This is a genomic window from Sporosarcina sp. Y352, from assembly GCF_056786535.1.
In genome coordinates, this window is record NZ_JBXCJE010000002.1 from 431,562 (window position 1) to 455,724 (window position 24,163).

The 24,163-nt window shown below is 41.7% G+C and carries 23 protein-coding genes; 18 read left to right on the forward strand and 5 right to left on the reverse strand.

The window, feature by feature from the left end; all coding sequences use genetic code 11:
- The first annotated feature begins 33 nt into the window (after positions 1–33).
- The 6 genes from mutS to hfq all read left to right on the forward strand — a co-directional run bounded on the left by mutS (position 34) and on the right by hfq (position 8,494).
- Entirely contained in the window at positions 34–2,598 is a 2,565-nt protein-coding gene (gene mutS / locus AC1TO6_RS05060; RefSeq protein WP_482100512.1) for a DNA mismatch repair protein MutS, read from the forward strand.
- Between the two features lie 5 nt (positions 2,599–2,603).
- Positions 2,604–4,418, forward strand: coding sequence for a DNA mismatch repair endonuclease MutL (gene mutL / locus AC1TO6_RS05065; protein ID WP_482100614.1), 1,815 nt, complete (start codon positions 2,604–2,606; stop codon positions 4,416–4,418).
- A 25-nt stretch (positions 4,419–4,443) separates the two neighbouring features.
- A complete protein-coding gene (gene glpK, locus AC1TO6_RS05070) occupies positions 4,444–5,937 on the forward strand; it encodes a glycerol kinase GlpK (protein WP_482100513.1) in 1,494 nt (497 codons plus the stop codon).
- A gap of 417 nt (positions 5,938–6,354) precedes the next feature.
- Positions 6,355–7,281, forward strand: a complete 927-nt coding sequence (locus AC1TO6_RS05075; protein WP_482100514.1) for an alpha/beta fold hydrolase — start codon at positions 6,355–6,357, stop codon at positions 7,279–7,281.
- Entirely contained in the window at positions 7,274–8,233 is a 960-nt protein-coding gene (miaA, locus tag AC1TO6_RS05080; protein ID WP_482100515.1) for a tRNA (adenosine(37)-N6)-dimethylallyltransferase MiaA, read from the forward strand. The genes AC1TO6_RS05075 and miaA overlap by 8 nt, the downstream gene beginning before the upstream one ends.
- 33 nt (positions 8,234–8,266) lie before the next feature.
- Positions 8,267–8,494: an RNA chaperone Hfq gene (gene hfq, locus AC1TO6_RS05085; protein WP_482100516.1), complete on the forward strand. Its 228-nt coding sequence runs from the start codon at positions 8,267–8,269 to the stop codon at positions 8,492–8,494.
- Between the two features lie 40 nt (positions 8,495–8,534).
- Here the strand turns inward: hfq and AC1TO6_RS05090 are convergent, their stop codons facing one another.
- Entirely contained in the window at positions 8,535–9,134 is a 600-nt protein-coding gene (locus tag AC1TO6_RS05090; protein WP_482100517.1) for a trimeric intracellular cation channel family protein, read from the reverse strand.
- Positions 9,135–9,278: 144 nt separating this feature from the next.
- On the opposite strand from AC1TO6_RS05090, the gene AC1TO6_RS05095 reads away from it, so the two are divergent.
- Positions 9,279–10,538, forward strand: coding sequence for a methionine gamma-lyase family protein (locus AC1TO6_RS05095; protein WP_482100615.1), 1,260 nt, complete (start codon positions 9,279–9,281; stop codon positions 10,536–10,538).
- 106 nt (positions 10,539–10,644) lie between these two features.
- Here AC1TO6_RS05095 and lexA read toward each other — a convergent pair whose 3' ends face one another.
- The gene (gene lexA, locus AC1TO6_RS05100; RefSeq protein WP_482100518.1) at positions 10,645–11,265 is read right to left on the reverse strand and encodes a transcriptional repressor LexA; all 621 of its coding nucleotides are present in this window, start codon (positions 11,263–11,265) and stop codon (positions 10,645–10,647) included.
- A 202-nt stretch (positions 11,266–11,467) separates the two neighbouring features.
- Between lexA and yneA the strand changes: the two genes are divergently transcribed.
- From yneA to AC1TO6_RS05130, 6 genes are all read left to right on the forward strand, one after another.
- Complete coding sequence (gene yneA, locus AC1TO6_RS05105; RefSeq protein WP_482100519.1) at positions 11,468–11,782, forward strand: cell division suppressor protein YneA; 315 nt, start codon at positions 11,468–11,470, stop codon at positions 11,780–11,782.
- Complete coding sequence (locus tag AC1TO6_RS05110) at positions 11,775–12,437, forward strand: YneB family resolvase-like protein (protein WP_482100520.1); 663 nt, start codon at positions 11,775–11,777, stop codon at positions 12,435–12,437. The genes yneA and AC1TO6_RS05110 overlap by 8 nt, the downstream gene beginning before the upstream one ends.
- Positions 12,438–12,501: 64 nt before the next feature.
- Positions 12,502–12,735, forward strand: a complete 234-nt coding sequence (locus AC1TO6_RS05115; RefSeq protein WP_482100521.1) for a DUF896 domain-containing protein — start codon at positions 12,502–12,504, stop codon at positions 12,733–12,735.
- 75 nt (positions 12,736–12,810) lie between these two features.
- Complete coding sequence (gene tkt / locus AC1TO6_RS05120) at positions 12,811–14,817, forward strand: transketolase (RefSeq protein ID WP_482100522.1); 2,007 nt, start codon at positions 12,811–12,813, stop codon at positions 14,815–14,817.
- Positions 14,818–14,996: 179 nt separating this feature from the next.
- Positions 14,997–15,446: a sporulation inhibitor of replication protein SirA gene (gene sirA, locus AC1TO6_RS05125; protein WP_482100523.1), complete on the forward strand. Its 450-nt coding sequence runs from the start codon at positions 14,997–14,999 to the stop codon at positions 15,444–15,446.
- Between the two features lie 181 nt (positions 15,447–15,627).
- Positions 15,628–15,882, forward strand: a complete 255-nt coding sequence (locus tag AC1TO6_RS05130) for a YneF family protein (RefSeq protein ID WP_482100524.1) — start codon at positions 15,628–15,630, stop codon at positions 15,880–15,882.
- Between the two features lie 162 nt (positions 15,883–16,044).
- Here AC1TO6_RS05130 and AC1TO6_RS05135 read toward each other — a convergent pair whose 3' ends face one another.
- The gene (locus AC1TO6_RS05135; protein ID WP_482100525.1) at positions 16,045–16,971 is read right to left on the reverse strand and encodes an alpha/beta hydrolase; all 927 of its coding nucleotides are present in this window, start codon (positions 16,969–16,971) and stop codon (positions 16,045–16,047) included.
- Between the two features lie 15 nt (positions 16,972–16,986).
- Complete coding sequence (locus AC1TO6_RS05140) at positions 16,987–17,889, reverse strand: hydroxymethylglutaryl-CoA lyase (protein ID WP_482100526.1); 903 nt, start codon at positions 17,887–17,889, stop codon at positions 16,987–16,989.
- A gap of 78 nt (positions 17,890–17,967) precedes the next feature.
- Here AC1TO6_RS05140 and AC1TO6_RS05145 point away from each other — a divergent pair, with 78 nt between their 5' ends.
- Together AC1TO6_RS05145 and AC1TO6_RS05150 are read left to right on the forward strand one after the other, a co-directional pair.
- Positions 17,968–19,152: an acetyl-CoA C-acetyltransferase gene (locus AC1TO6_RS05145; protein ID WP_482100527.1), complete on the forward strand. Its 1,185-nt coding sequence runs from the start codon at positions 17,968–17,970 to the stop codon at positions 19,150–19,152.
- A 19-nt stretch (positions 19,153–19,171) separates the two neighbouring features.
- Positions 19,172–19,423 (forward strand): DUF3886 domain-containing protein, encoded by a 252-nt coding sequence (locus AC1TO6_RS05150; protein ID WP_482100528.1) that lies wholly within the window; start codon positions 19,172–19,174, stop codon positions 19,421–19,423.
- Positions 19,424–19,571: 148 nt separating this feature from the next.
- Here the strand turns inward: AC1TO6_RS05150 and AC1TO6_RS05155 are convergent, their stop codons facing one another.
- Complete coding sequence (locus AC1TO6_RS05155) at positions 19,572–19,844, reverse strand: alpha/beta-type small acid-soluble spore protein (RefSeq protein WP_482100529.1); 273 nt, start codon at positions 19,842–19,844, stop codon at positions 19,572–19,574.
- Between the two features lie 207 nt (positions 19,845–20,051).
- Here AC1TO6_RS05155 and AC1TO6_RS05160 point away from each other — a divergent pair, with 207 nt between their 5' ends.
- The 3 genes from AC1TO6_RS05160 to AC1TO6_RS05170 all read left to right on the forward strand — a co-directional run bounded on the left by AC1TO6_RS05160 (position 20,052) and on the right by AC1TO6_RS05170 (position 23,880).
- On the forward strand, positions 20,052–21,317 hold the full coding sequence (locus tag AC1TO6_RS05160) for an ATP-binding protein (RefSeq protein ID WP_482100530.1): 1,266 nt from the start codon (positions 20,052–20,054) through the stop codon (positions 21,315–21,317).
- A gap of 11 nt (positions 21,318–21,328) precedes the next feature.
- Positions 21,329–22,219, forward strand: coding sequence for a response regulator (locus AC1TO6_RS05165; RefSeq protein ID WP_482100531.1), 891 nt, complete (start codon positions 21,329–21,331; stop codon positions 22,217–22,219).
- Positions 22,220–22,593: 374 nt separating this feature from the next.
- Positions 22,594–23,880 (forward strand): cation:dicarboxylate symporter family transporter, encoded by a 1,287-nt coding sequence (locus AC1TO6_RS05170; protein ID WP_482100532.1) that lies wholly within the window; start codon positions 22,594–22,596, stop codon positions 23,878–23,880.
- The last annotated feature ends 283 nt before the right edge of the window (positions 23,881–24,163 follow it).

The window sequence follows — 24,163 nt, forward strand, 5'->3', positions numbered from 1 at the left end:
AATAAAAAATAGTAAACCTAGTGAGGTAAGAGAATGACAACACATACACCAATGATTCAGCAATATTTAAAAGTAAAGGCAGCGCATGAAGATGCATTTTTGTTTTTCAGATTAGGCGATTTCTATGAATTGTTTTTCTCGGATGCCGAGAAAGCATCTCAAATTCTTGAAATTACGTTAACGAGCCGGGATGCTGGGAGTCGTGACAGAATACCGATGTGCGGCGTTCCTTATCACGCGGCTGCAGGCTACATCGAGACACTTATTAGTAAAGGCCATAAAGTGGCTATTTGTGAACAGACAGAAGATCCGAAGCATGCGAAGGGGATTGTAAAAAGAGAAGTCGTTAAAATCATTACCCCCGGTACAATGACTGAAGGAAAAACAATTGACGCGAATACCAATCACTTCATCGGTTCTGCTGATAGTATAGGCAGCAACAGGTATGCGTTGGCTTATCTCGACTTGGCAACTGGAGAAGGGAAAGTAGAGTGTGTAAAAGGCGATGAGCGGACGCTAATTGCCGAAATTGAAGCACTTGGCATGAAAGAGGTCGTTGTCGATGAAAGACTGCATCTCACGCTCGGTGGTAGCATGGCGAAACGCAATATTATGTTGTCTGTAGAGTACGGTGAAGAGCAGTTCGAGACGAAGGATTTATTCGACGCAGTTCCATTCGATGTCACAGGGGCTTGCAGCATGCTTGTTTCCTACGTGAAGCGCACGCAGAAAACAGCACTCGATCATATACGTCCATTTGAATTTTTGCAAAAACAAGCAAAACTATCGATTGATGCTAATTCAATGCGTAATTTGGAACTCATTCAATCCATTCGGAGCGGAAGTAAAGAGGGTACGCTTTACTGGTTGCTTGACGAGACAGTTACAGCGATGGGCGCCCGTAAATTGAAAATGTGGATCCATCAACCGTTAGCCGAAAAAAGAGAAATAGAAAATCGGCTCAATGCGGTAACTGACCTAATTGAAGAGTTTTTCCTAAGGGATGAATTGAAAAATAGCCTAAAAGAGGTCTACGATTTGGAGCGGCTTGCTGGACGAATCTCAATGGGGAGCGCAAGTGGAAGGGATTTAGCGCAACTTCGGAATTCCTTGAGACGAGTTCCCGCTATCAAAGAATCACTTCATCAATCCGATCGGTCATTGCTTCATCAGTTCTCTGAAAGAATTGATGGTTGTGATGAAGCATTGCAAATACTCGAAAACGCAATCGCCGAAAATCCTCCATTATCCGTTAAAGAGGGCGGCATTATCAAAGATGGATATAATCCATTACTAGACCAATACCGGGATGCTTCAAGGAATGGTAAAACATGGCTTGCAGAACTAGAACGCTTAGAACGCGAGCGTACAGGCATTAAATCTTTAAAAATAGGGTATAACAGAATTTTCGGCTACTATATCGAGATTACGAAATCCAATATCCATCTTGCAGACTTAGAGCGATATGAAAGAAAACAAACATTGGCAAATGCAGAACGGTACATAACCCCTGAACTGAAAGAAAAAGAAGACCTTATTTTAAACGCGGAAGCAGATGGACAAGAGCTTGAATATCAATTATTCAGTGCGGTTCGCGATTCCATGAAAACGCATATTCGGCATATCCAGCATCTTGCAAGCGTCCTGAGCGAACTGGATGTCCTTCTTTCATTCGCAGCGGTTTCAGAAAAACGCAACTACGTGAAACCGGTATTTCATGATGGGAAATCGTTAGAAATTAAAAATGGGCGTCATCCCGTCGTTGAGAAAATGATGGACCATTCTCTATACGTACCTAATAACTGTAAATTGAGTGATGAAGCGAATATGTTGCTTATCACTGGTCCTAATATGTCGGGTAAAAGTACGTATATGCGACAAGTAGCACTCATTGTCGTTATGTCACAGATTGGTTGTTACGTCCCTTGTGATCAAGCATTACTGCCAATCACCGATCAAATATTCACGAGAATCGGGGCCGCGGATGACCTGGCTTCAGGACAGAGTACATTCATGATGGAAATGATGGAATCACAATATGCCATCGCTAATGCAACGGCGCAGAGCCTCCTCCTTTTCGATGAAATTGGGCGTGGCACTTCTACATATGATGGTATGGCATTGGCGCAGGCCATGATGGAGCATATTCACGATGAAATTGGAGCAAATACGCTGTTTTCTACCCATTACCATGAACTGACCAATTTGGATAACGAACTATCCCGACTTGAAAATGTCCATGTCGCTGCAATGGAACAAGATGGTAAAGTCGTCTTTCTCCATAAAGTGATGGCAGGTCCGGCAGACAAAAGTTACGGAATTTACGTTGCGGATCTTGCAGGCCTTCCTGAAACAATCCTGAGTCGAGCAAAAGCATTACTAGATACATTTGAAAATGTGAAAAACCAAACAGTTCGCGAAGAGCCGATCCAATTGAACTTTTTCGACTTGAACAATGAAGAGAAAAATGACCATTCAACAGAAGAGCAGGATGTGCTATCGGATATAGCCGGGGCGGATTTAATGAATATGACGCCGTTTCAAGCGTTGCAATACGTGCATGGGTTGAAAGAAAAGCTCGGAACTAAGAAAGGGTGAGACCGATAGATATCATCAAAGTGATGGACGATACACTGTCCAATAAAATCGCTGCGGGCGAAGTCGTAGAACGACCTGCATCTATCGTAAAAGAGCTAGTTGAAAATGCGATTGATGCAAAAAGCACGGTGATTGAAATTGCACTCGAAGAAGCAGGCTTGTTGAACATTCGTGTGACCGATAATGGCAATGGAATGTCAAGACTTGATGCTGTTCAGGCATTTGAGCGGCACGCGACAAGCAAGATTACGACGGATCATGATTTGTTCCGAATCCGGTCACTTGGTTTCCGCGGGGAAGCACTTGCGAGTATTGCATCGGTGTCTAAGATAATGATGTGGACTTCTGACGGTGAAACGGAAGGCACAGAAGTGCAAATTGATGGCGGTAGACTCGTCAAACATGATTTTGCAGCGTTTCGAAAAGGGACAGATATTACTGTTTCCCAGTTGTTTTTCAATACGCCTGCACGCCTTAAATACATGAAAACAATTCAGACGGAATTAGGACATACCATTGACCTTGTCAATCGACTTGCGCTCAGTCACCCCGCAATCTCATTTAAACTGACGCATTACACGCAAGTGTTATTGCAAACAGCGGGAAGCAATGATCAGCATCGGGTTCTATCTGATATATACGGTATGGCTGTCGCTCGTAAAATGGTGCCCTTTGAAGGCGAGAATGCGGATTACAAAGTTTCTGGTTTTATAACATTACCGGAAATGACACGTGCTTCAAGAAACTATATGACTATAGTTGTTAATGGCAGATGGGTAAAAAGCCAAGCCATCAATCATACGGTACTAGATGCGTTTCATACCTATTTGCCAATCGGACGATCCCCAATCGCAGTTATCAATGTTGAAGGGGATCCCTACTTGACTGATGTCAATGTGCATCCTTCCAAACAACATATACGCATGAGTAAAGAAGGCGAGTTGCTCGTGATTATTAAAGAAGCCATTCAGAAGGCCATTCGAAAAAACACAATTGTCCCGGATGCCATTAAAAAAGAACCGGCTAAAAAAATTCAATCAGAGCAAGTAAATATGTGGAATGAATTCAGAACCGAACGACCTAAACCAGTCACCGAACCATCGATGACTCCACTCGAAAAACCAGCGTATCAGCCTTATTTATCACAAGAAGTGGAAGCTGAGGACCAAGTACCTTGGACGGTCAATGAACCATCACTTGTACAAGACGATGTAGCACAACCTGAACAAGATAAAAACTTTCCGGCACTCGTTCCCGTTGGTCAAGTCCATGGAACGTATATCGTTGCACAAAATGAAGATGGTTTCTTCATGATTGACCAACATGCTGCACAAGAACGAATAAAATATGAGTTTTTCCGCGACAAATTAAGTAAAACCGATAATGGCGAAAGACAAATGTTACTAATCCCGCTCATATTTCATTACGCAGCGGATGATAAAACAAAAATAGAAGAAAATATCACCCTTTTGCAAGACGTCGGCATTTTTCTAGAAGAGTTTGGACCGTCTTCTTATGCAGTAAAAGAATATCCCTCTTGGTTCCCGGCAGGAGAAGAGTCCATCATCATAGAAGATATAATTGAGCAAGTACTGAATACACGAATAATAGATATCGGCAAACTGCGTGAAGATGCGGCCATAATGATGAGTTGTAAACGTTCCATCAAAGCAAACCACCACTTAACAATTGCTGATATGGAAAGACTTCTGAATGATTTAGGGAACGTCGAAAATCCGTTCACTTGTCCACACGGCAGACCTGTACTCATTCATTTTACGACGTACGAAATTGAAAAAATGTTTAAACGAGTTATGTAAATTGAATGTGAAGGAGGGAAGGGAAATGGAGAAGTATGTACTCGCAATCGATCAGGGCACTACCAGTTCACGGGCAATACTTTTTGACAAGCAAGGAGAAATAGTCCATTCCTCGCAACGAGAATTCAAACAAATTTTTCCGAAACCAGGCTGGGTTGAGCACAATGCCAGCGAAATCTGGGGATCCGTCCTATCTGTAATCGCATCGGTTTTAACGGAAAGTGGTAAACAGCCTGAAGACATTGACAGCATCGGGATTACGAACCAGAGGGAAACAACCGTCGTTTGGGATAAAAAGACGGGACAGCCCGTGTACAACGCAATCGTTTGGCAGTCAAGACAGTCGCAGGGAATTGTTGATGCGTTAAAAGAAGCGGGTCATGAAAAAACAATCCAACATAAAACAGGCTTGAAATTAGATCCTTACTTTTCAGCGTCAAAAGTGAAATGGATTCTAGACAATGTAGAAGGTACTCGTGCCCGGGCTGAAAAAGGAGAATTATTGTTCGGAACAGTCGATTCTTTCCTCATCTGGAAGTTATCTGACGGGGCGGTCCATGTAACGGATTATTCCAACGCATCCAGGACGATGCTCTATAATATTGCTGAACTGCAATGGGATACTGAATTATGCAATCTTCTCGAAATACCTGAATCGATGCTCCCTGCAGTCCGTTCCTCTTCTGAAATTTACACCAAAACAGCCAAGTCAGTCTTTTTTGGTGCTGAAATCCCGATTGCAGGCGCAGCGGGTGATCAGCAATGTGCTCTTTTCGGGCAGGCATGTTTCCATAAAGGGATGGCTAAAAATACGTATGGTACTGGCTGTTTCATGCTCCTCAATACGGGCGACGAAATGGTGCGGTCAGACAATGGTCTTTTAACAACGATTGCCTGGGGGCTAGACGGCAAAGTAACATATGCGCTTGAAGGCAGTGTGTTCGTCGCCGGTTCTGCAATTCAATGGCTTCGGGATGGACTTCGGATGTTTAAAAAGGCATCGGATACGGAAGCGTATGCAACACGTATAGCATCCTCAGACGGCGTCTATGTCGTTCCGGCTTTTGTCGGACTTGGAACCCCCTATTGGGACTCTGATGCGCGGGGTGCCGTCTTCGGTTTGACGCGCGGTACAGAAAAAGAACATTTCATCCGAGCAACTGTGGAATCACTTGCTTATCAGTCTAAAGATGTCTTGCTCACGATGGAAAAGGACGCCGGCATGGATATTGGTATATTAAGAGTGGATGGTGGCGGTGTGGCAAATGCATTTCTAATGCAATTCCAGAGTGATTTGCTGCAAGCGGATGTCGAACTTTCAAAATATCAAGAAACAACAGCGCTTGGTGCTGCTTATCTAGCGGGAATCGCAACAGGCTTTTTCGGTACACTCGAAGATGTCGAAACGTTATGGACAAAAGAGAAAACATATTCACCTACAATGCAAACTGAAGAACGGGATCAGTTGTATAGGGGTTGGAAAAAAGCTGTAGAGGCTACGCGCATCTTTAAACTTTGATGTAGGAATTACCAGGACAGGAGATTGCACTGGATGCGGTTATACGCGGTTTATCAGTCGCTCTATGGTTGATGCAGGATTTTGTAGCAGGCACATCCAGTCGGTCCACAAAGCTTGTACACGGTAGGTTAAGTTGTTTATAACAACTATGTGAGTCTGTAGCCGAAAAAGACCCTTGTGTTGATAGGTTGCGTGGAAAAAATGAACTATCCAATATGAAGAGACTACGTTTGACGAAAGGTGTTCATATTGGTATAGATTGATTCGTTTTCCACTCAACAGGCGGTATATTGTAGAAATGTTTTAAGAGACAGTTACAGTGTATAAGGCGAAACTCCTTTCATATGAGTCAGCGCGAATGAGTACGCTATTTGAACGAACTGAACTGTCCACTTGCTGAAGCCAAAGTGAAAGAAGGTGTTCATCATTAAGGAATTGACAATTGAAATGACAGATGGTTTTCGGTTGAATACATGTATAGCGCAACCAACAGGTACGCCTGTCGGGCATATCCATTTACTTCATGGCATGTCGGAGCATATTGGCAGATATGAAGAGTTTGCAAATTATTTAACGGGTAGAGGATACATCGTTACGGGGCACGACCATCGAGGTCACGGAAAAACCGCTACCATGAATGGGTTAAAAGGTTATTTTGCAGATGTACTGGGATTTGACCGTGTTGTGCAGGATACATACGAGATTATATCCGCTTTTCGGTCACAATATCCTACACCTCGTTTCATTCTATTTGGTCATAGCATGGGGTCGTTTGTTGCAAGAAGATATGTTCAGCTGCATGGCAGTGGAATAGACATGGCCATATTTTCAGGGACAGGTGGAGACCCAGGTGCAAGCCGTCTTGCGGGCCTGGGGGTTGCTTATTTGCAAGGCAAGAAAAATGGTTTTGACCAACAAAATCACTTCCTGAACAAACTGGTTTTCGGAGGATTCAATAAATCGGTTGACCAACCAAAAACTCCTTTTGATTGGTTATCTAGAGATTCTGAAGCTGTTGCGAAGTACATTGTAGATCCTCAATGCGGAGTTGTCCCAACAACTCAATTTTTCATAGATTTATTCAAAGGACTTGGAGAAATTAATGCCTCAGATGAAATAAATAAAATCCCGAAACAACTTCCAGTCTTCCTCTTTTCAGGAAATGAAGATCCCGTGGGGAACAATGGAAAAGGCGTTTTGGAAGTAGCGAAACGCTATGAAAAAGCAGGTATGGAAGAAGTGACTCTTATGTTATTTGAAGGCGGCAGACACGAAATGCTTCATGAAACGAATCGACAACATGTATTTAAAGCGGTCGGAGATTGGATTGAGAAAAATGAATAAGTATCCTGAAGTAATCGCAATTGTAGGCCCTACAGCGTCAGGAAAGACGGCTCTCAGTGTTCGTTTGGCCAAAGCCATTGGGGGAGAAATTATTAATGGTGATTCAATGCAAGTCTACAAAGGGCTGGATATCGGAACTGCTAAAATCACAGTTGAAGAAATGGAAGGCGTTCCCCATCATTTATTCGATGTGTTAGAGCCAGACGAACCTTTTTCTGTTGCAGAATATCAAACACAAGTCCGAAAGTGGATAAAAAATATAACCGACCGAGGAAAAACACCGATTATCGCGGGGGGGACAGGATTATACATTCAATCGGTTCTTTTCGATTTTCGGTTTACAGAAGAAGCTGCGGATTTAGAAGTAAGGAAACGTCTCGAGCAGGAACTGGCCGAAGAAGGTGGTCAGGTGCTTTATGAAAAACTTGTAGGTTTGGATCCGGCTACCGCGGAAAAAATTCATCCAAATAATCACCGCAGGCTTGTCAGAGCACTAGAAATTATCGAAGTGACTGGCAAGACAAAAGGGGATCATGAAGAAGGGGTAGGGCACGCTTCTCTTTATGAACATTTGATTGTCGGCCTTGAAATGGACCGTGACGTGCTGTATGACCGTATTAATCAGCGTGTAGACATAATGATGGCAAAAGGCCTAACCGAAGAAGCTACTAGATTATGGCATGAAGGCATTCGTGGTACACAATCGGTGCAGGCAATCGGCTATAAGGAAATCCATCAATACATTGAAGACAAGCACTCTTTGGATGAAGCCATTGAAATGATTAAGAAAAATACACGCAACTACGCAAAACGGCAAATGACGTATTTCCGCAACAAACTGGACATAGCCTGGTTTGACGCAAGCATAGACAAAAATGAGATTGTTAAGGAAATTTTGACAATCATGAAGGATTTAAATCATCCAAGTCGAATTAGGTTAAGTAGGCAGTAGAAATATAGTTATGACAACTGGAGGACTCGACGTATGAAACAGGTTAATATGCAAGAAACTTTTTTAAACTCGTTACGAAAGAATAATACATTTGTAACGGTATTTTTACTGAATGGATTTCAGTTGAAAGGACTTATAAAATCGTATGATAATTATACCGTTCTCCTAGAATCAGACGGGAAACAACAACTCATTTACAAGCATGCGATTTCCACATATGTCCCATCGAAACCGGTCATTTTAAAAGAAGAGCTTGAGTGAAAAAAGGCGGAAATGGATGCTTCAATCCATTTCCGCCTTTTTAATGTAATGTACCTTTTGGTAGTTTCCAATGGAACATGACCGAAAGAATACGCAGTCCCGCAGTTAGCACAAGCAATGCGTAGAGGGCTATGTCATACTCATACAGACCAAGACCCACCGCAAGTCCAGCGCCTACAGCCCATACAGCGTAGATATCCCGTTTAAAGACCAAGGGCCTACGACCAGCCATCAGGTCACGGATGACACCGCCTCCAGCTCCTGTAAGAACAGCTGCTACCATAACTGCATAGAGCGACATATTCAGAGAAATGGCAAGCATCGCCCCTTGAATGGCGAATGCCGCCAACCCGATTGCATCAAAGTAATTTCCCCATCTGTTCCAATGAGATAGAAGATATCGTGAGAAAAAGAAAATAACAGTTATTAAAACAGAAGCAACAATAAAGAGAAAATCTTGGTCCCATAAAACAGAAACGGGCACACCTATCAAAACATTACGAACAGCACCTCCGCCAAATGCGGTGACTATCCCCAAAATATATACGCCAAAAAAATCATATTCCTCTTCCATTGCAATAATTGCACCCGAGATGGCAAATGCCACAGTCCCGATTAAGCTAAAAACTTCCCAAGCCAATGAACTCCCCCCAATCAATAGACCCCTAAAATTCTAACAGGTATTCGTGGTTTTTCAATGAACGCTTTTGTAAACATTGACCTCTGTAAACAGACTGATAAGATATATAGTGACTATTTAATGAGATGAGGAATACCAATCATGATGACTGAACAAGAAGATTTATTGCTTGAAGATGCAGAACAAATCGAAGAAAAACTTGCACCTTTTTTTAAAAGTGTTGAAAGAACTGCTTTTTACAATCAACGGAAAGTGCTGAACGCATTCCGTAAAAATAGGGTAAGCGATTTTCACTTGCATGGCACAACTGGGTATGGATACGATGATACAGGGCGTGACGTGTTGGAACAAGTCTATGCCGATGTATTCAAAACGGAAGACTGTCTCGTTCGCAACCAGATAATTTCCGGAACCCATGCAATTTCAATAAGTCTGTTTGGAATTCTTCGCCCAGGTGACGAACTACTCTATATCACAGGAAAACCTTATGATACCTTGGAATCCATCGTATCAGGAAAAGGAAAAGATACTGGATCACTTCTGGATTACGGTATTACATATAAACACATTGAGCTAAATGATGATGGAACGGTCAATTTTGAAGAAGTCTCGAAAAATATTCATGCTAAAACAAAAATGATAGGAATCCAGCGGTCAAAGGGGTATTCAGATCGCCCGTCCTTTATGGTGGATGAAATCGGCGAAATGATTCGTAAAGTAAAAGCCATCAATCCCGAACTAGTTGTCTTTGTTGACAACTGCTATGGCGAATTTGTCGAAGAGAAAGAGCCAACAGAAGTCGGTGCTGATCTAATGGCAGGGTCACTCATTAAAAATCCAGGTGGCGGCATTGCAAGAACAGGTGGTTATATCGCCGGGCGTGCAGATCTTGTAGAGAAATGTGCGTTTCGAATGACGTCTCCTGGTCTTGGAGCGGAAGCTGGGGCATCGCTTGATACCTTACGGGAAATGTACCAAGGATTTTTCCTAGCACCGCATGTTGTTAGCCAGGCAGTGAAAGGGGCGCTCTTCACTGCTGCTCTCCTCGAAAGCTTTGGACTCGAGACAACACCGCATTACACGCAAAAAAGAACCGATTTAATTCAGTCTGTATCTTTCAATAATGCCAGTCAAATGATTGCGTTCTGCCAATCAATTCAGCAGAACTCGCCCATCAATGCCCACTATGCACCCGAGCCGTCTTATATGCCGGGGTATACAGACGATGTGATCATGGCGGCTGGTACATTTATCCAAGGGTCAAGCATCGAGCTTACGGCAGATGGTCCAATCAGGCCGCCTTATACCGCATACGTTCAAGGCGGCCTCACATACGAGCATGTGAAAGTGGCTGTGTTGTCATCCATTGGAAAACTGGTTAAGGAAAACTTAATAGAGAAATGACAAAGAGCTATTCCTTTTTAATAAAGGAATAGCTCTTTGTCATTTCTGAGAGTATTGGATTGTCTTGCATTGCAGATAGCTTCAACATGGAATTACATGTCTATCCTTAATGAATCGTACGATAAACACCAACGACTTTACCGAGTATCGATACATTATCAAGAATGATTGGATCCATAGATTCATTTTCAGGTTGAAGACGGAAATAATTTTTTTCCTTGAAGAACCGTTTCACCGTCGCTTCATCGTCTTCTGTCATTGCTACGACAATCTCACCATTATTAGCTGACTGTTGCTGTTTAACGATAACATAATCACCATTAAGGATTCCTGCTTCAATCATACTATTCCCAACAATCTCAAGCATAAAGAGGTTGTCCTCCGAAGTGCCGTACGATTCAGGGAGAGGGAAGTACTCTTCAATGTTTTCAATGGCCGTAATCGGAAGACCTGCAGTAACTTTACCGACAAGAGGGACATGTAGAACTCCGGGTTTCATCGTTTCCAACCCTTCAGGATCCAGGACTTCGATTGCTCTAGGTTTAGTCGGGTCTCTTCTAATGAAGCCCTTGCTTTCTAAACGAGCTAGATGACCGTGAACAGTTGAACTTGAAGCTAGCCCCACAGCCTCCCCAATTTCCCTTACGGAAGGTGGATACCCTTTTTTCTTTACCTCTGATTTAATGAATGTCAGAATGTCTTCCTGTCTTTTTGAGATTTTCTTCACAACAATCACCCCTTAACTAAAATTCTTACAACAATCAAAAATCGTGAAAGTCTCACCGAAATTCGAGTTATTTCAATAGATTCATTATATCAGCCCACTATAGTAATGGCAAACACAAGTTCTAATAAGTGTTGACATCCAGTTTTGAGTTTCCTATAATGAAAACAGTGGTACGAACAAACATTCGCAAGGGGGAAAAATGATGACTTTCATTAAAAACAACGGTTATGGTATATTTATTGTTATTTTATGTTTAGGTTTTGCAATTATAGGAGTTGGTAAATATGAAACGAAGCAAGCTGAAGTCACTACAATTACAATTACTGAAGGGGACACGCTCTGGGGCCTTGCATTTCACCACTCGAAAAACATGTCGTCAGAGAAATGGATTAAAGAAGTGATGACTCTAAATAATCTGTCCTCTGCAACAATCAAGAAGGGAGAAGATTTGCTTTTGCCAACTATACAGACACATGAAGACGACAGTGTACAACTGGCCGGTGGTACTGATGACTGAGCCGCGAAAGAAGTGCGTCATTTATTGCCGAGTGAGCACAGAAAAAGAATCGCAGGAACTATCACTTACGAGGCAAGAAGAGGAACTTGAAGATTTGGCTAGTGAACTCAATTTAGAGCTTGTCGCTACATTCGAGGACAAACATAGCGGTTACGACATTGACCGAGAAGGATTGCTTAGTATGCTGGATTACATCCGCGATGAAGAAGTAGATGCAGTACTGATACAAGATGAGACGAGGCTCGGACGTGGGAATGCTAGGATGGCTGTTTTGCATCTGTTGTTGAAAACTGACACAGCCGTTTATTCACGCAATGATAGTGGGCCAATTGCACTTAATGAAATGGATACGATGTTACTTGAAATTTTGGCAGTAGTTGAAGAATATCAACGGAAAGTGCACAACGCCAAAATCAGACGGGGCATGAAACGTGCTGTCAGGGAGGGGTATCGTCCTGAACGCAATTTGAAAAACAGAGGAAACGTTGAAGGCCGAGAGCGTATCGAAGTGCCAATCAGTGAAATTGTCTCTTTGAGAGAAAAAGGGCTGACTTATGAAGAAATTACGGGCGTCTTGAAAGGGCTCGGTCATAACATCAGTAAAGCGACTGTCCATCGGCGCTTTAAAGAATATGAAACAGAGCAGGGAGTCTGATTTATTGCACTTTCTGTTTTTTTTGTATACGTTTGTATTTATAACGCAAAATGGAGGAAAAAATATGCTATCACCAGATAAAATCAAACGAATTAATGAACTCTCAAAGAAATCGAAAACAACAGGTCTATCTATCGAAGAAGCTAAAGAACAAACACAATTGCGGAAAGAATATCTTGAGACATTTCGCTCATCGATGCGGGACACAATCGAGCATGTCAAAGTGCTTGATCCAGAAGGAAATGACGTGACACCCGACAAGGTGAAAAACGCACGTAATGGCAAATACCTAAATTGAACTTTGCAATCACCGCGCTGATTGTCTAAACTAGGATATGAAGATAAATAGACATCACGGGAAAGGATGTACACAATGACTCAACAGATTGACCAGCTAGCTATCAACACAATTCGTACACTCTCAATTGACGCAATCGAAAAAGCGAATTCCGGACATCCGGGATTACCGATGGGCGCAGCTCCAATGGCGTATACGCTATGGACAAAACATATGCATCATAACCCTTCAAACCCACAGTGGTTTAACCGCGACCGATTCGTACTTTCAGCAGGTCATGGATCGATGCTTCTATATAGCCTCCTTCATCTAGGTGGATACGGTCTCCCAATGGATGAAATCAAGAACTTCAGACAATGGAACTCAAAAACACCTGGACATCCTGAATATGGCCATACGGTAGGCGTTGAAGCAACGACAGGTCCGCTTGGACAAGGGATTGGTATGGCGGTTGGTATGGCAATGGCTGAAAAACACCTTGCTGCTACATACAATCAAACTGACTTTGACGTTGTGGATCATTACACGTACGCGCTTTGCGGCGACGGCGATCTCATGGAAGGTGTGGCGGGAGAAGCGATTTCACTAGCTGGACACCTGCAATTGAATAAATTAATTGTCCTTTATGACAGCAATGATATTTCACTTGATGGTGAACTAGACATGTCATTCTCTGAAAATATCCGTAAACGCTTTGAATCATACGGATGGAATTACATCCGTGTTGAAGACGGCAACAACATAGGCCTTGTTTCAACAGCAATTGAAGAAGCTAAAGGCAATGTTGGAGGCCCGACGATGATTGAAGTTAAAACAGTCATCGGTTATGGTTCACCGAACAGATCCGGAAAATCAGATGCACATGGTATGCCACTAGGCGAAGATGAAATGAAATTAACAAAAGAATATTACAAATGGACATTTGAAGAAGACTTCCATGTTCCTGAAGGTGTCTATGAAACATTCCAAGAGGCGGCAGAGAAATTAGGCGCGCAAAAAGAACAGGAATGGAACAAACTATTTACAGATTACGAAGCAAAGCATTCAGATCTCGCGAAGCAATTGAAAGATGCAATTGACCGTAAATTACCGGAAGGCTTCGAGAAATCTTTGCCCGCCTATGAAGCCGGTTCTTCACACGCAACACGTTCTGCTTCTGGTGAAGCAATAAATGCAATTGCCAAACAGCTTCCTTCGTTCTTTGGCGGAAGTGCAGACCTAGCAGGTTCGAACAAAACGACAATTAAAGGTGCAGGCGATTTCCTTCCATCTAATTATGGCGGACGTAATATATGGTTTGGTGTTCGTGAATTCGCAATGGGTACAGCGCTTAACGGAATGGCTTTACATGGCGGGTTACAAGTATTCGGAGGTACTTTCTTCGTGTTCAGTGACTACGTGCGTCCAGCAATTAGATTATCATCACTGATGGGTGTACCGGTCACATATGTATTCACACACGATAGCGTAGCGGTTGGTGAAGATGGTCCGACGCATGAACCGGTCGAGCATTTGGCTTCCCTTCGTGCAATGCCTGGACTCTCTGTTATCCGTCCGGCAGATGCGAATGAAACAGCAGCTGCTTGGAACATTGCCGTATCGTCAAAAAATACGCCGACAGCACTTGTGTTGTCCCGTCAAAACTTGACTGTCCTTCCAAAATCGGCTGAACTAGCGATGGAAGGCGTTAAAAAGGGTGCATATATCGTTTCACCAGCAACCAAAGACAAAGCAGATGCGATTTTAATTGCAACTGGTTCAGAAGTGAGTCTTGCAGTTTCTGCACAAGCGCAATTGTTGTCTGATGGAATAGACGTAGCGGTAGTTTCTATGCCTTCATGGGATCTGTTTGAGAAACAAGAAGATGCATACAAACAAAGCGTATTGCCTAAGGATGTTAAAAAACGTCTTGGTATTGAGATGGGCGTCTCACTTGGCTGGCATAAATATGTTGGTGACGAAGGGGCAATCATCGCTATTGATACATTTGGCGCAAGTGCACCGGGAGATACTGTCATCAAAGAATTTGGATTTACTGAAGAGAATGTAATAGCTAGAGTTAAAATGTTAATCAGTAACTAATTTAAATGAAGCTGTACTGTTTGTCTGGAAAAAAACCAGGCTGACAGTACAGCTTTTTTTGTCATTTGACGAAAGATTCAGTTATTCATATTTTCCGACAGTAATAGTGTCGTTCCGTTCCGCAATGTGACACTTTTCTTGACTCAATCAATGTAATCTATTAGTAGGGGGTGGCGTTTTTGAGAGCATATGGAATTTATAAGGTAAAGGAGATGTACCAGCCATTCGTCATTGGACGCGAACGGTTATTATATGATCTTTTAAAAGAAGATGAGCAAGAGATTGAGTCTATGCCGGAAGTTCATTACTTATGTGACAGACTTGAAGCGGAAATGATTGATGAAGCAATTATCGCGAACCTTGGTAAAGGTTTCTCATCGATTGAAACGCGAGATGGGGAATATAAACTGACACACCCCGTCAAAGGCTCCATACTAATTTCCTGTTCCACTTACTCACTTAATGTTCTTTGTGACGGATCGCGCATGTTGGATTTGGACTTATTTGTAGCCTTGTCGGGTGCAGACGACCGTTTCTTTGCAGTCATGGACGGGCATGGGGAGTGGGGATGGCTTAAACCAATTAAAACAACTGAATTTCGTCCATATGAAGAAAATGTATACCTATGAAAGAGTAGGCATACATACCAATGGGGCTGCCTAAATATTCACTTAGGGGCCTTTTTTTTTGCCTGAAAAACGAGAAAAATAAAATCTAATAGCTAGGTCCATTGCTATTCACTGCGGCTTTGTTGTATAATCCTTGATGGTAGAGTAAACTCGAATAATAGAGATAGAGGAGGTATAGCGGATGACTACTGTATGGTGGATTGTTTTGATCATCGTCGCGCTATTAGCAGGTTTGGCCCTTGGATTTTTCATTGCACGTCAATATATGATGAAATATTTGAAAGACAACCCGCCAATTAATGAAGACATGTTACGTATGATGATGATGCAAATGGGACAAAAACCTTCCCAGAAAAAAATTAATCAAATGATGATTCAAATGAACAAAGTAAGTGATAAGAAAGACAAAAAAGTTAAGAAAGAAACAAAAAAATAAAAACGTACTTATCCATAGACTGTATGTAAACTAAAAGGAGGCAATTCGTTCAAATTTGAACGAATCGCCTCCTTTTCTTAAGCAATGAAGTGTATTCCACGGGATTAGGCTAAATTCATGTGCTGTTCCAGCGGAATCCTTAGACGAATGAACTTTCTCTTTTTAAGCCGAAAAACCGAAACGGCTTAGAAACTCTTGCACTGTTTTTTCGTATTGAACTGGATTATCATTGAACGACTTGGCGTGCATGCCATTTTGAAACAATTTCAGCATTTTGTCGCCAGGTTTTGCCTCGTACAATTCCTGCGTCATATAGGGAAGGATGAAATCATCTTCCATACTGTGAATGAAAAGTACGGGTTTGGTAATGTTTTTCACGACTTCACGAGGAGATACCAGGTTTAGTGTATAGCCGTCACGCATTTTGAGAAAAATATTTGCAACCCGCAAAGCCATCGTCGATCGGATAGGTGTACTTTTTCGTAAAATATGGAGAATTTGTTCGGAGAAATCCGAAAATGGACAATCGACAATATGGAAATCTGTTTCGTCCTCATACGTACCCGCATACAATAATGTCGTAGCGGCTCCCATCGATTCGCCATGGATACCGAGCAAGGCCCTTTTACCAATCCGCTCACGTACGGCATGAACAATCGCTTGTAAATCAATCTTTTCATAATAACCGAAACTCGTCGTTTTTCCCCCTGAATCTCCATGACGTCGATGATCGAATATGACCGAATTGTAACCCAGTCGTTCAAAAAGACGGGCATACTTCATCGAATTAATTTTATTTTCAGTAACACCGTGGCAAATAATCACCGTTTTTGCTGTTTCAAGTGGCTTCAAAAAGATCGCTCTCAATAGATACCCATTCGGTGATTCAATCCACATATTATCTTTACGTACTGTTTCATACCATCTCTCATCAAATCGTTTCGCAATGATTTCACGTTCCAAAATAACATCGGAATCCTTCAACTTTAAAAACATTAGCTTATTCGTTGCGACAACCCCGAAAATGGTCAGTAAAGCCGTAAAAACACTGGAAATCACACCGGAGAGATAAAGAACGCGCCGTTTCAAACCACTCAACTCCTTCTACAATTGCCCGTTTTCGAACAATCTGTACATACCTGTGTCAATTGGCCGTGACACATGCGGCGCAATCACTCGGACTGCTTCACAAACCCTTTTTACATCGATACCCGTTTCGATACCTAGAGAATGTAACATATTCACTACATCTTCAGTCGCTACATTGCCTGTTGCACCTGGAGCGAATGGACAGCCGCCTAGGCCACCTGCAGAAGTATCAAACCGATCAATACCTGCTTGCAGCGCAGCAAAAATATTGGCAATCGCCATTTTGCGTGTGTCATGGAAATGAGCTGTCAACAACACGTCTGGAAATACTTCTTTCAATGTCTTGAACAATAGGTAACTTTCACGGGGATTGGCTTTGCCGATAGTATCCGCGACACTCAATTCATCCGCACCCATCGCTACAAAACGTTTGCAAAGTGCAACAACATCTTCTATCTCTATCTTCCCTTCATACGGACAATAAAACGCGGTTGAAATACAAGCCCTGATAAAAATGCCATCTTTTTTTAATTTCTCAAAGACGGGCTGGAGTGCTTCGATGCTTTCATCCGTAGAACGGTTAATGTTTTTCATGTTAAAAGTATTGCTCACCCCAACGAACACGGCAATACTAGTAGCACCTGCTTCAATCGCAAGCTCGGCACCTTTGTCATTTGGCGCAAGAACGAATTGTCTTCCGACTTTCTTCGACTTTTCAACAATTTTTTGTGCATCCGCCATTTGCGGCACCCATTTCGGTGAAACAAACGAAGTCAGCTCCATTTCTTGAATACCTGCCCCTTGTAAAGCTTCAATAAATGCTAGTTTATCATTTTCATTGACATGCTTTTTTTCATTTTGTAACCCATCTCGAGGTCCAACCTCGATTATTGTAGAAATGTTTGGTAAACTAAACATATCATCCCTCCTTATAGTATATTGTAATGAAGGGATGCATATACAGGCAACCTAAAAAGAGAATTGGGGGAAAAAGAAATGTCAAAAGAAGTCGTAATAGTCAGTGCAGTTCGTTCAGCAATCGGGTCGTTCCTTGGCTCGTTGAAAGATGTACCAGCAACAGATCTTGGGGCAACGGTCATAAAAGAGGCGTTAAAACGTGCTGGAGTGGCGTCGGACAGTGTTGACGAAGTAATCATGGGGAATGTATTACAAGCTGGGCTAGGACAAAATCCAGCTCGGCAAGCTGCTATGAAAGCGGGACTTCCAGAAGCGGTTTCTGCTCTGACAATTAACAAAGTATGCGGTTCTGGGTTAAAAGCTGTTCATCTTGCTCGCCAGGCAATCATTGCAGGGGATGCAGACATTATTGTTGCAGGCGGCATGGAAAATATGAGCCAAGCGCCATTCTTAATGAAAAACGGTCGTGAAGGCTTTAAAATGGGTGACCAGAAAATTATTGATAGTATGATTTCAGATGGACTATGGTGTGCATTCAACGATTACCATATGGGTGTGACTGCGGAAAACATCTGTGAACGTTATTCGATTACACGTGAAGAGCAAGATGAATTTTCAGCAAAATCACAACAAAAAGCGGCAGCCGCTATCGAAGCTGGGACTTTCTCAGAAGAAATCGTTGCGATTGAAATTCCGCAACGTAAAGGCGACCCTATTATTTTCAATCAAGATGAATACGTCAAAGCAGGCACGACTGCTGACAAGCTAGGTAAACTTCGCCCGGCATTCAAAAAAGATGGTAGTGTAACAGCAGGAAATGCTTCAGGCATTAACGATGGTGCAGCAGCATTCGTTATCATGTCGAAAGAGAAAGCTGACGAGCTTGGCTTGACGCCGCTAGCAACAATTGTAGCTAATGGCAATGCAGGTGTTGATCCGTCAGTTATGGGTCTGGGACCAGTCGAGGCAGTTAAAAAAGCACTCAATAAAGCAGATATGGAACTATCCCAAATCGATTTAATTGAAGCGAATGAAGCTTTCGCGGCTCAAGCGATTGCAGTTGGAAGAGAACTTGAATTTGAAGAGTCCAAACTGAATGTCAATGGCGGCGCAATCGCACTTGGCCATCCAATCGGAGCGAGTGGAGCGCGTATCCTCGTGTCACTTCTGCACGAGATGAAACGTCGTGATGTGCAAACCGGTCTTGCTACATTGTGCATAGGCGGAGGACAAGGCGTCGCAACAATCGTTAAACGCGGGTGAACGAAGGCAGGTGAAACAAATGGCTAAAAAACGTAAACAAGCTGTACCACAGCCAAAAAAGAGAAACAATGAAGGATCGGTATTTTCCGATGCACTTGATGATGACATTCTTGAAAAGTTAAAAGCGGCAAAAAAGGCTTTGTTAGCTACTGAAGAAACAAAAGAAGAAGAACGCCAAGAGCAATTGCGCATCGAACGGATAGAACGTGAGAAGAACAAAAGCTTTGGAGAACTTCTGAAAGAGTACGAAGAGGATGGTTTGAAGTCCTAATAACAAGCACCGGCCGCAATTTGGTCGGTGCTTTTCTATGTGCCTGGTTTCCGAGTAGTCCAACGAACGCGGTAGAGAGTCCAACAAAAATGCTGAAGTGTCAAACAAAAAAACGCTTGTCCCATGTAGCCTGGGACAAGCGTTAGATTCATTTCTTTAACATTTGTTCTTGCGCCATCCTCACCATTTCTTTTACCATATTGCCGCCAATTGGGCCGCCAATTTTTCCTGCCTCTTCAGATGTCAATTTTCCGTTATAGCCTTTCGACAATGGAATCCCTAGTTCATTTGCTATTTCATATTTCACGTTATTAGGCTCAGACGTATCGATGTCGTAGCCTTGTGCTTTCATGACATCTGCTTTTAGTCGATCCAACGCATCTCTTGCACTAGGAACTAAAATTCTATTTTTGCTTGCCATTTTATCTCCTCCTAATTGTAGTGTTCCCAGAATGGGAAAATCACAACTAGATAATGAAAAAAACGTCAAAATTCGAATACTGCAGGCATTTTCGCGAATAGCCAACTATTCTTTCCTTCCATTTTTCATTGAATAGGTCGATAATAATTATTAATAAACAGTTGGACAGGGCATATGTTGCTTAATCATGTCGGTAAGGAGAAATTAATGTCTTCAATAACTAAACTTAAAAAAATTATCGGGGTTAATAGCGTTTCTTACGTTTTAATCGCTTTATTGACCACGGTTTTCAGTGAAATAAAAGTAACCCCTTTCAACGGGGAGCATTTTCGTTTCGGGTTAGGCAGTATAGCGTTCTTTTTACTACTTCTCATTCGTCCTATTGTGCCTATGATTCGAACGGGGTTCATCACGGGGATGACAGTCGTTTGTTTTCGACTAATTGGCGATTTGACGAATGAGTCAGTTTCTTTTATGACAAGTTTACAAATTCACTTTCCTTCCTTCTTGTATTATTTTATATTCGCGCTTGGATTCAGCATTATTAAAATAGAATCATACAAAGCAACTCCATTGCTTTTAGGGGCATGGGCTTTCCTATTCGAATTCATTGGAAATAGTGCGGAGCATTTAATGCGCTATTTATTAGCGACACATGTTGACTTAGGTGGTCAAGAGTGGGCTTTGGTAGGAGGGATGGCTTTATTTCGAAGCTTTTTTGTGGTTGGACTTTATAGCATGATTACGGTTTCAGAACAAAAGAAACAGATGTCAGAAATGCTTGAAGTGGGGGCAGACCTTTATGCAGAAAGTCTTTATCTGCAAAAGTCATTAGATCATATCGAACAAATTACGGCAGCAAGCCATGAGTTATATCGGAAATTGAAGAAGGAAAATCTTCAAGATTTAAGCTTGCAAGCATTGCTAATTACGCAAGAAATACACGAAGTGAAAAAGGATGCTCAGCGGATTCTTTCCGGGATTTCAAGAATTTCTACGGAAAAAAGAAATGATGTCATCTATCTTTCCGAAGTGCTAAACTTGGTCGTTACTGCAAATGAAAAATACAGTATGCTGCTAAAGAAAAAAGTCGTTTTTCATCAATCACTCACTGTTGACTTTGAAACAAATCAACAAATCCCATTGCTTGCTCTTTTGAATAACCTCACCGCAAATGCAGTAGAATCAATTGACCAACACGGTGAAATCGAATTAACGATATTTGAGGACATTGACGATACCTGTTTCATACTAAAAGACACTGGAAATGAAATTCTAGAAGCGGATTTGCCCATCATTTTTGAGGCGGGCTATACGACGAAATTTAATAATCATGGTGTCGCAGCAACGGGTATAGGATTGTCTCATGTGCAACATATTATTCAAACACTTGAAGGTCAGATTCGCGTTGAATCTTCGGCCAAAGAAACGGTTTTTCGATTCCGAATTCCAACGAAGAATATTAGAAAGTAGGTTGAATCGAGTTGCGTTATTTTATTGTAGATGATGATACAGCCAGTCGGAAAATGTTGGCGAAAATTATTACGGAAGGCGAACTGGGAAGCGTAATTGGTGAGGCAGAAAGTGGAGTAAAATCACTCCCCCTTATAAATTCAACAAATCCCGATTTCATCTTAATAGACCTACTAATGCCTGAATTAGACGGAATCGAAACGATGGAACAAATAAGAAAGCAAGGGTTTCAGGGCCAATTCATTATGATTTCGCAAATTGTGAATAAAGAAATGGTTGGTGAAGCATACGAAAAAGGTGTAGAGTTCTTTATACATAAGCCTATCAATCGCGTTGAAGTACTGAGTATCCTGAAAAAATTATCGGAAACATCTCGTCTAAGAAAGTCTTTACTGTCCATCCGAGAATCGTTAGCTCATATCGGTACGCCGATTGCTCAACCTAAGAGGAAAAATATAAAAGAAATCGTATTAGCTTTGTTAAATGATTTAGGCATTATCGGTGAGCCAGGTAGTGAGGATATGGTCTTAATGATGGAGCATTTAATGGATCGTAAACAGACGGATACTCAGTTTCCACCCTTGAAAGACCTATATGAGACGGTAGCGAGTTTACATAAAACGGATGATATTGAAATAAAGAAAGAAAGTAAGTCAATTGAGCAGCGGATCCGCAGAACGATACTTACTGCAGTCACGAACTTTGCAACACTTGGCTTAATCGATTACATGAATCCAAAGTTTGAGTACTATGCGTCGCGTTACTTTGAATTTGAGGAAATACGGCGGCGGATGAAAGAGATTGATGAAAACAGCAATGAATTAACGAAAGTCAAAATAAATATAAAAAAATTCCTTCAAGTGATGTATCTCGATACGGCTGAAAAGCACAATCAATCCTGACTAACAAAACTCCGTACATCAAAATAGGCCACTGAAAAAGTCCGTAACTAACGTTAGTGCTGAGGAATCACCAGGGTAGGCTCTTCGGCGAATTGTGGGTGGCTCCCATCTGCGCTTGTTATTCCTTGGTAATCCGTCGGAAAATGTCTATAGTCTATTAGATGGATAAAACAACTTCTACCAAATTGGCGGGAAGTTGTTTTTTTCATCATAGTTGTTTCAATGGCTTTACATTAAGTAGGAGGATTTTTCCATTTCGGCATTGGTAAAATGAATATATTAAAATTAAATGTCGGTTTTTGTCGGATTCTGTAATCCCCTCATATGCTTACTAATAAGTAAGCATTTTCATCAATGGAAAAGAGGTGGATCCTATGAAAAGATTTAAATTTAAATTCACATTGGCGTATCAAATACTCCTTGGATTGATCCTTGGGATTACTATCGGGGCGATTTTCTTTGGAAACCCTGCGGTTGAAAGGTATTTGCAGCCCATTGGAGATATGTTTATCCGGATGATTAAAATGATTGTAGTTCCAATTATTGTTTCTACGTTAATCGTTGGAGTTGCGGGAACCGGGGATTTAAAAAAATTAGGTAAACTAGGTGGAAAAACACTTATTTACTTTGAAATTGTTACAACAGTTGCAATTATCGTTGGTTTACTAGCTGCAAATCTATTTAAACCAGGCGTAGGTTTGGACATTTCCACAATGGAAAAAGGGGATATTTCACAATACGTACAGACAACTGAAGAAGTAGAGAGTAATGGGATAATGGACATTATTGTAAACATTGTTCCTAGTAATATTATCCAATCAATGGCTGAGGGCGACATGCTTGCCATTATTTTCTTCTCAGTGTTATTTGGTTTAGGTGTCGCAGCAATTGGTAAAAGAGGAGAACCGATACTTTCTTTCTTCCAAGGGACTGCAGATGCAATGTTCTGGGTTACGAATCTCATTATGAAATTTGCTCCATTTGGTGTGTTTGCCTTAATCGGGGTGACGGTTTCGAAATTCGGGTTAGAGTCTTTAATTCCACTTGGGAAATTACTCGTGTTAGTGTACGCAGTAATGGCGTTCTTTATAGTGGTAATTCTAGGCGCAATTGCGAAGATGTGTGGGACGAGTGTTTTCAGTCTTATGAAAGTACTGAAAGATGAATTATTGTTGGCGTACTCCACGTCTAGTTCAGAAACGGTATTGCCGAAAGTCATGGAGAAAATGGAGAAATTCGGGTGTCCGAAAGACATTGTGTCCTTCGTCATTCCAACGGGTTATTCATTTAACTTGGATGGATCCACACTCTACCAAGCACTTGCAGCGATCTTCATTGCGCAAATGTATGGAATCGATTTAAGTATTATGCAACAAATTACATTGATGATCGTATTAATGGTTACCTCTAAAGGAATTGCGGGTGTACCTGGCGTTTCTTTCGTAGTTCTACTTGCGACACTCGGTACTGTAGGAATTCCACTAGAAGGACTTGCCTTCATCGCAGGAATCGATCGGATTCTAGACATGGCAAGAACAGTTGTCAATGTAGTCGGTAACGCATTGGCAGTCGTTGTTATGTCTAAGTGGGAAGGTCGATTCGATGCTAGTAAAGAGGTAAAATATCTGGCTACTATTCGCAAAACTAGCGTGAGCGTATAAGGTATAAGAAATTAAAATAGGAAAGTAGTTTATTACAAAAAAAGCATGGTCCTACTCGGATCATGCTTTTTTGTTCCCTATTTATTCATGACTTGTACATCGTGCACAATGAATTCTAATTCTCACTTGGTATTTTGAGCATTAGCATCCAATTGTTACATGCAATGTATTGATATATGCTAAGACTAATCAAATAATTAACTATTCCGACGGTTTTGAGATTGGGATTTAACTCAAACCTAGAAATTGTGGAAGAGTATTAAATTAATTGATGTGCGTGCGT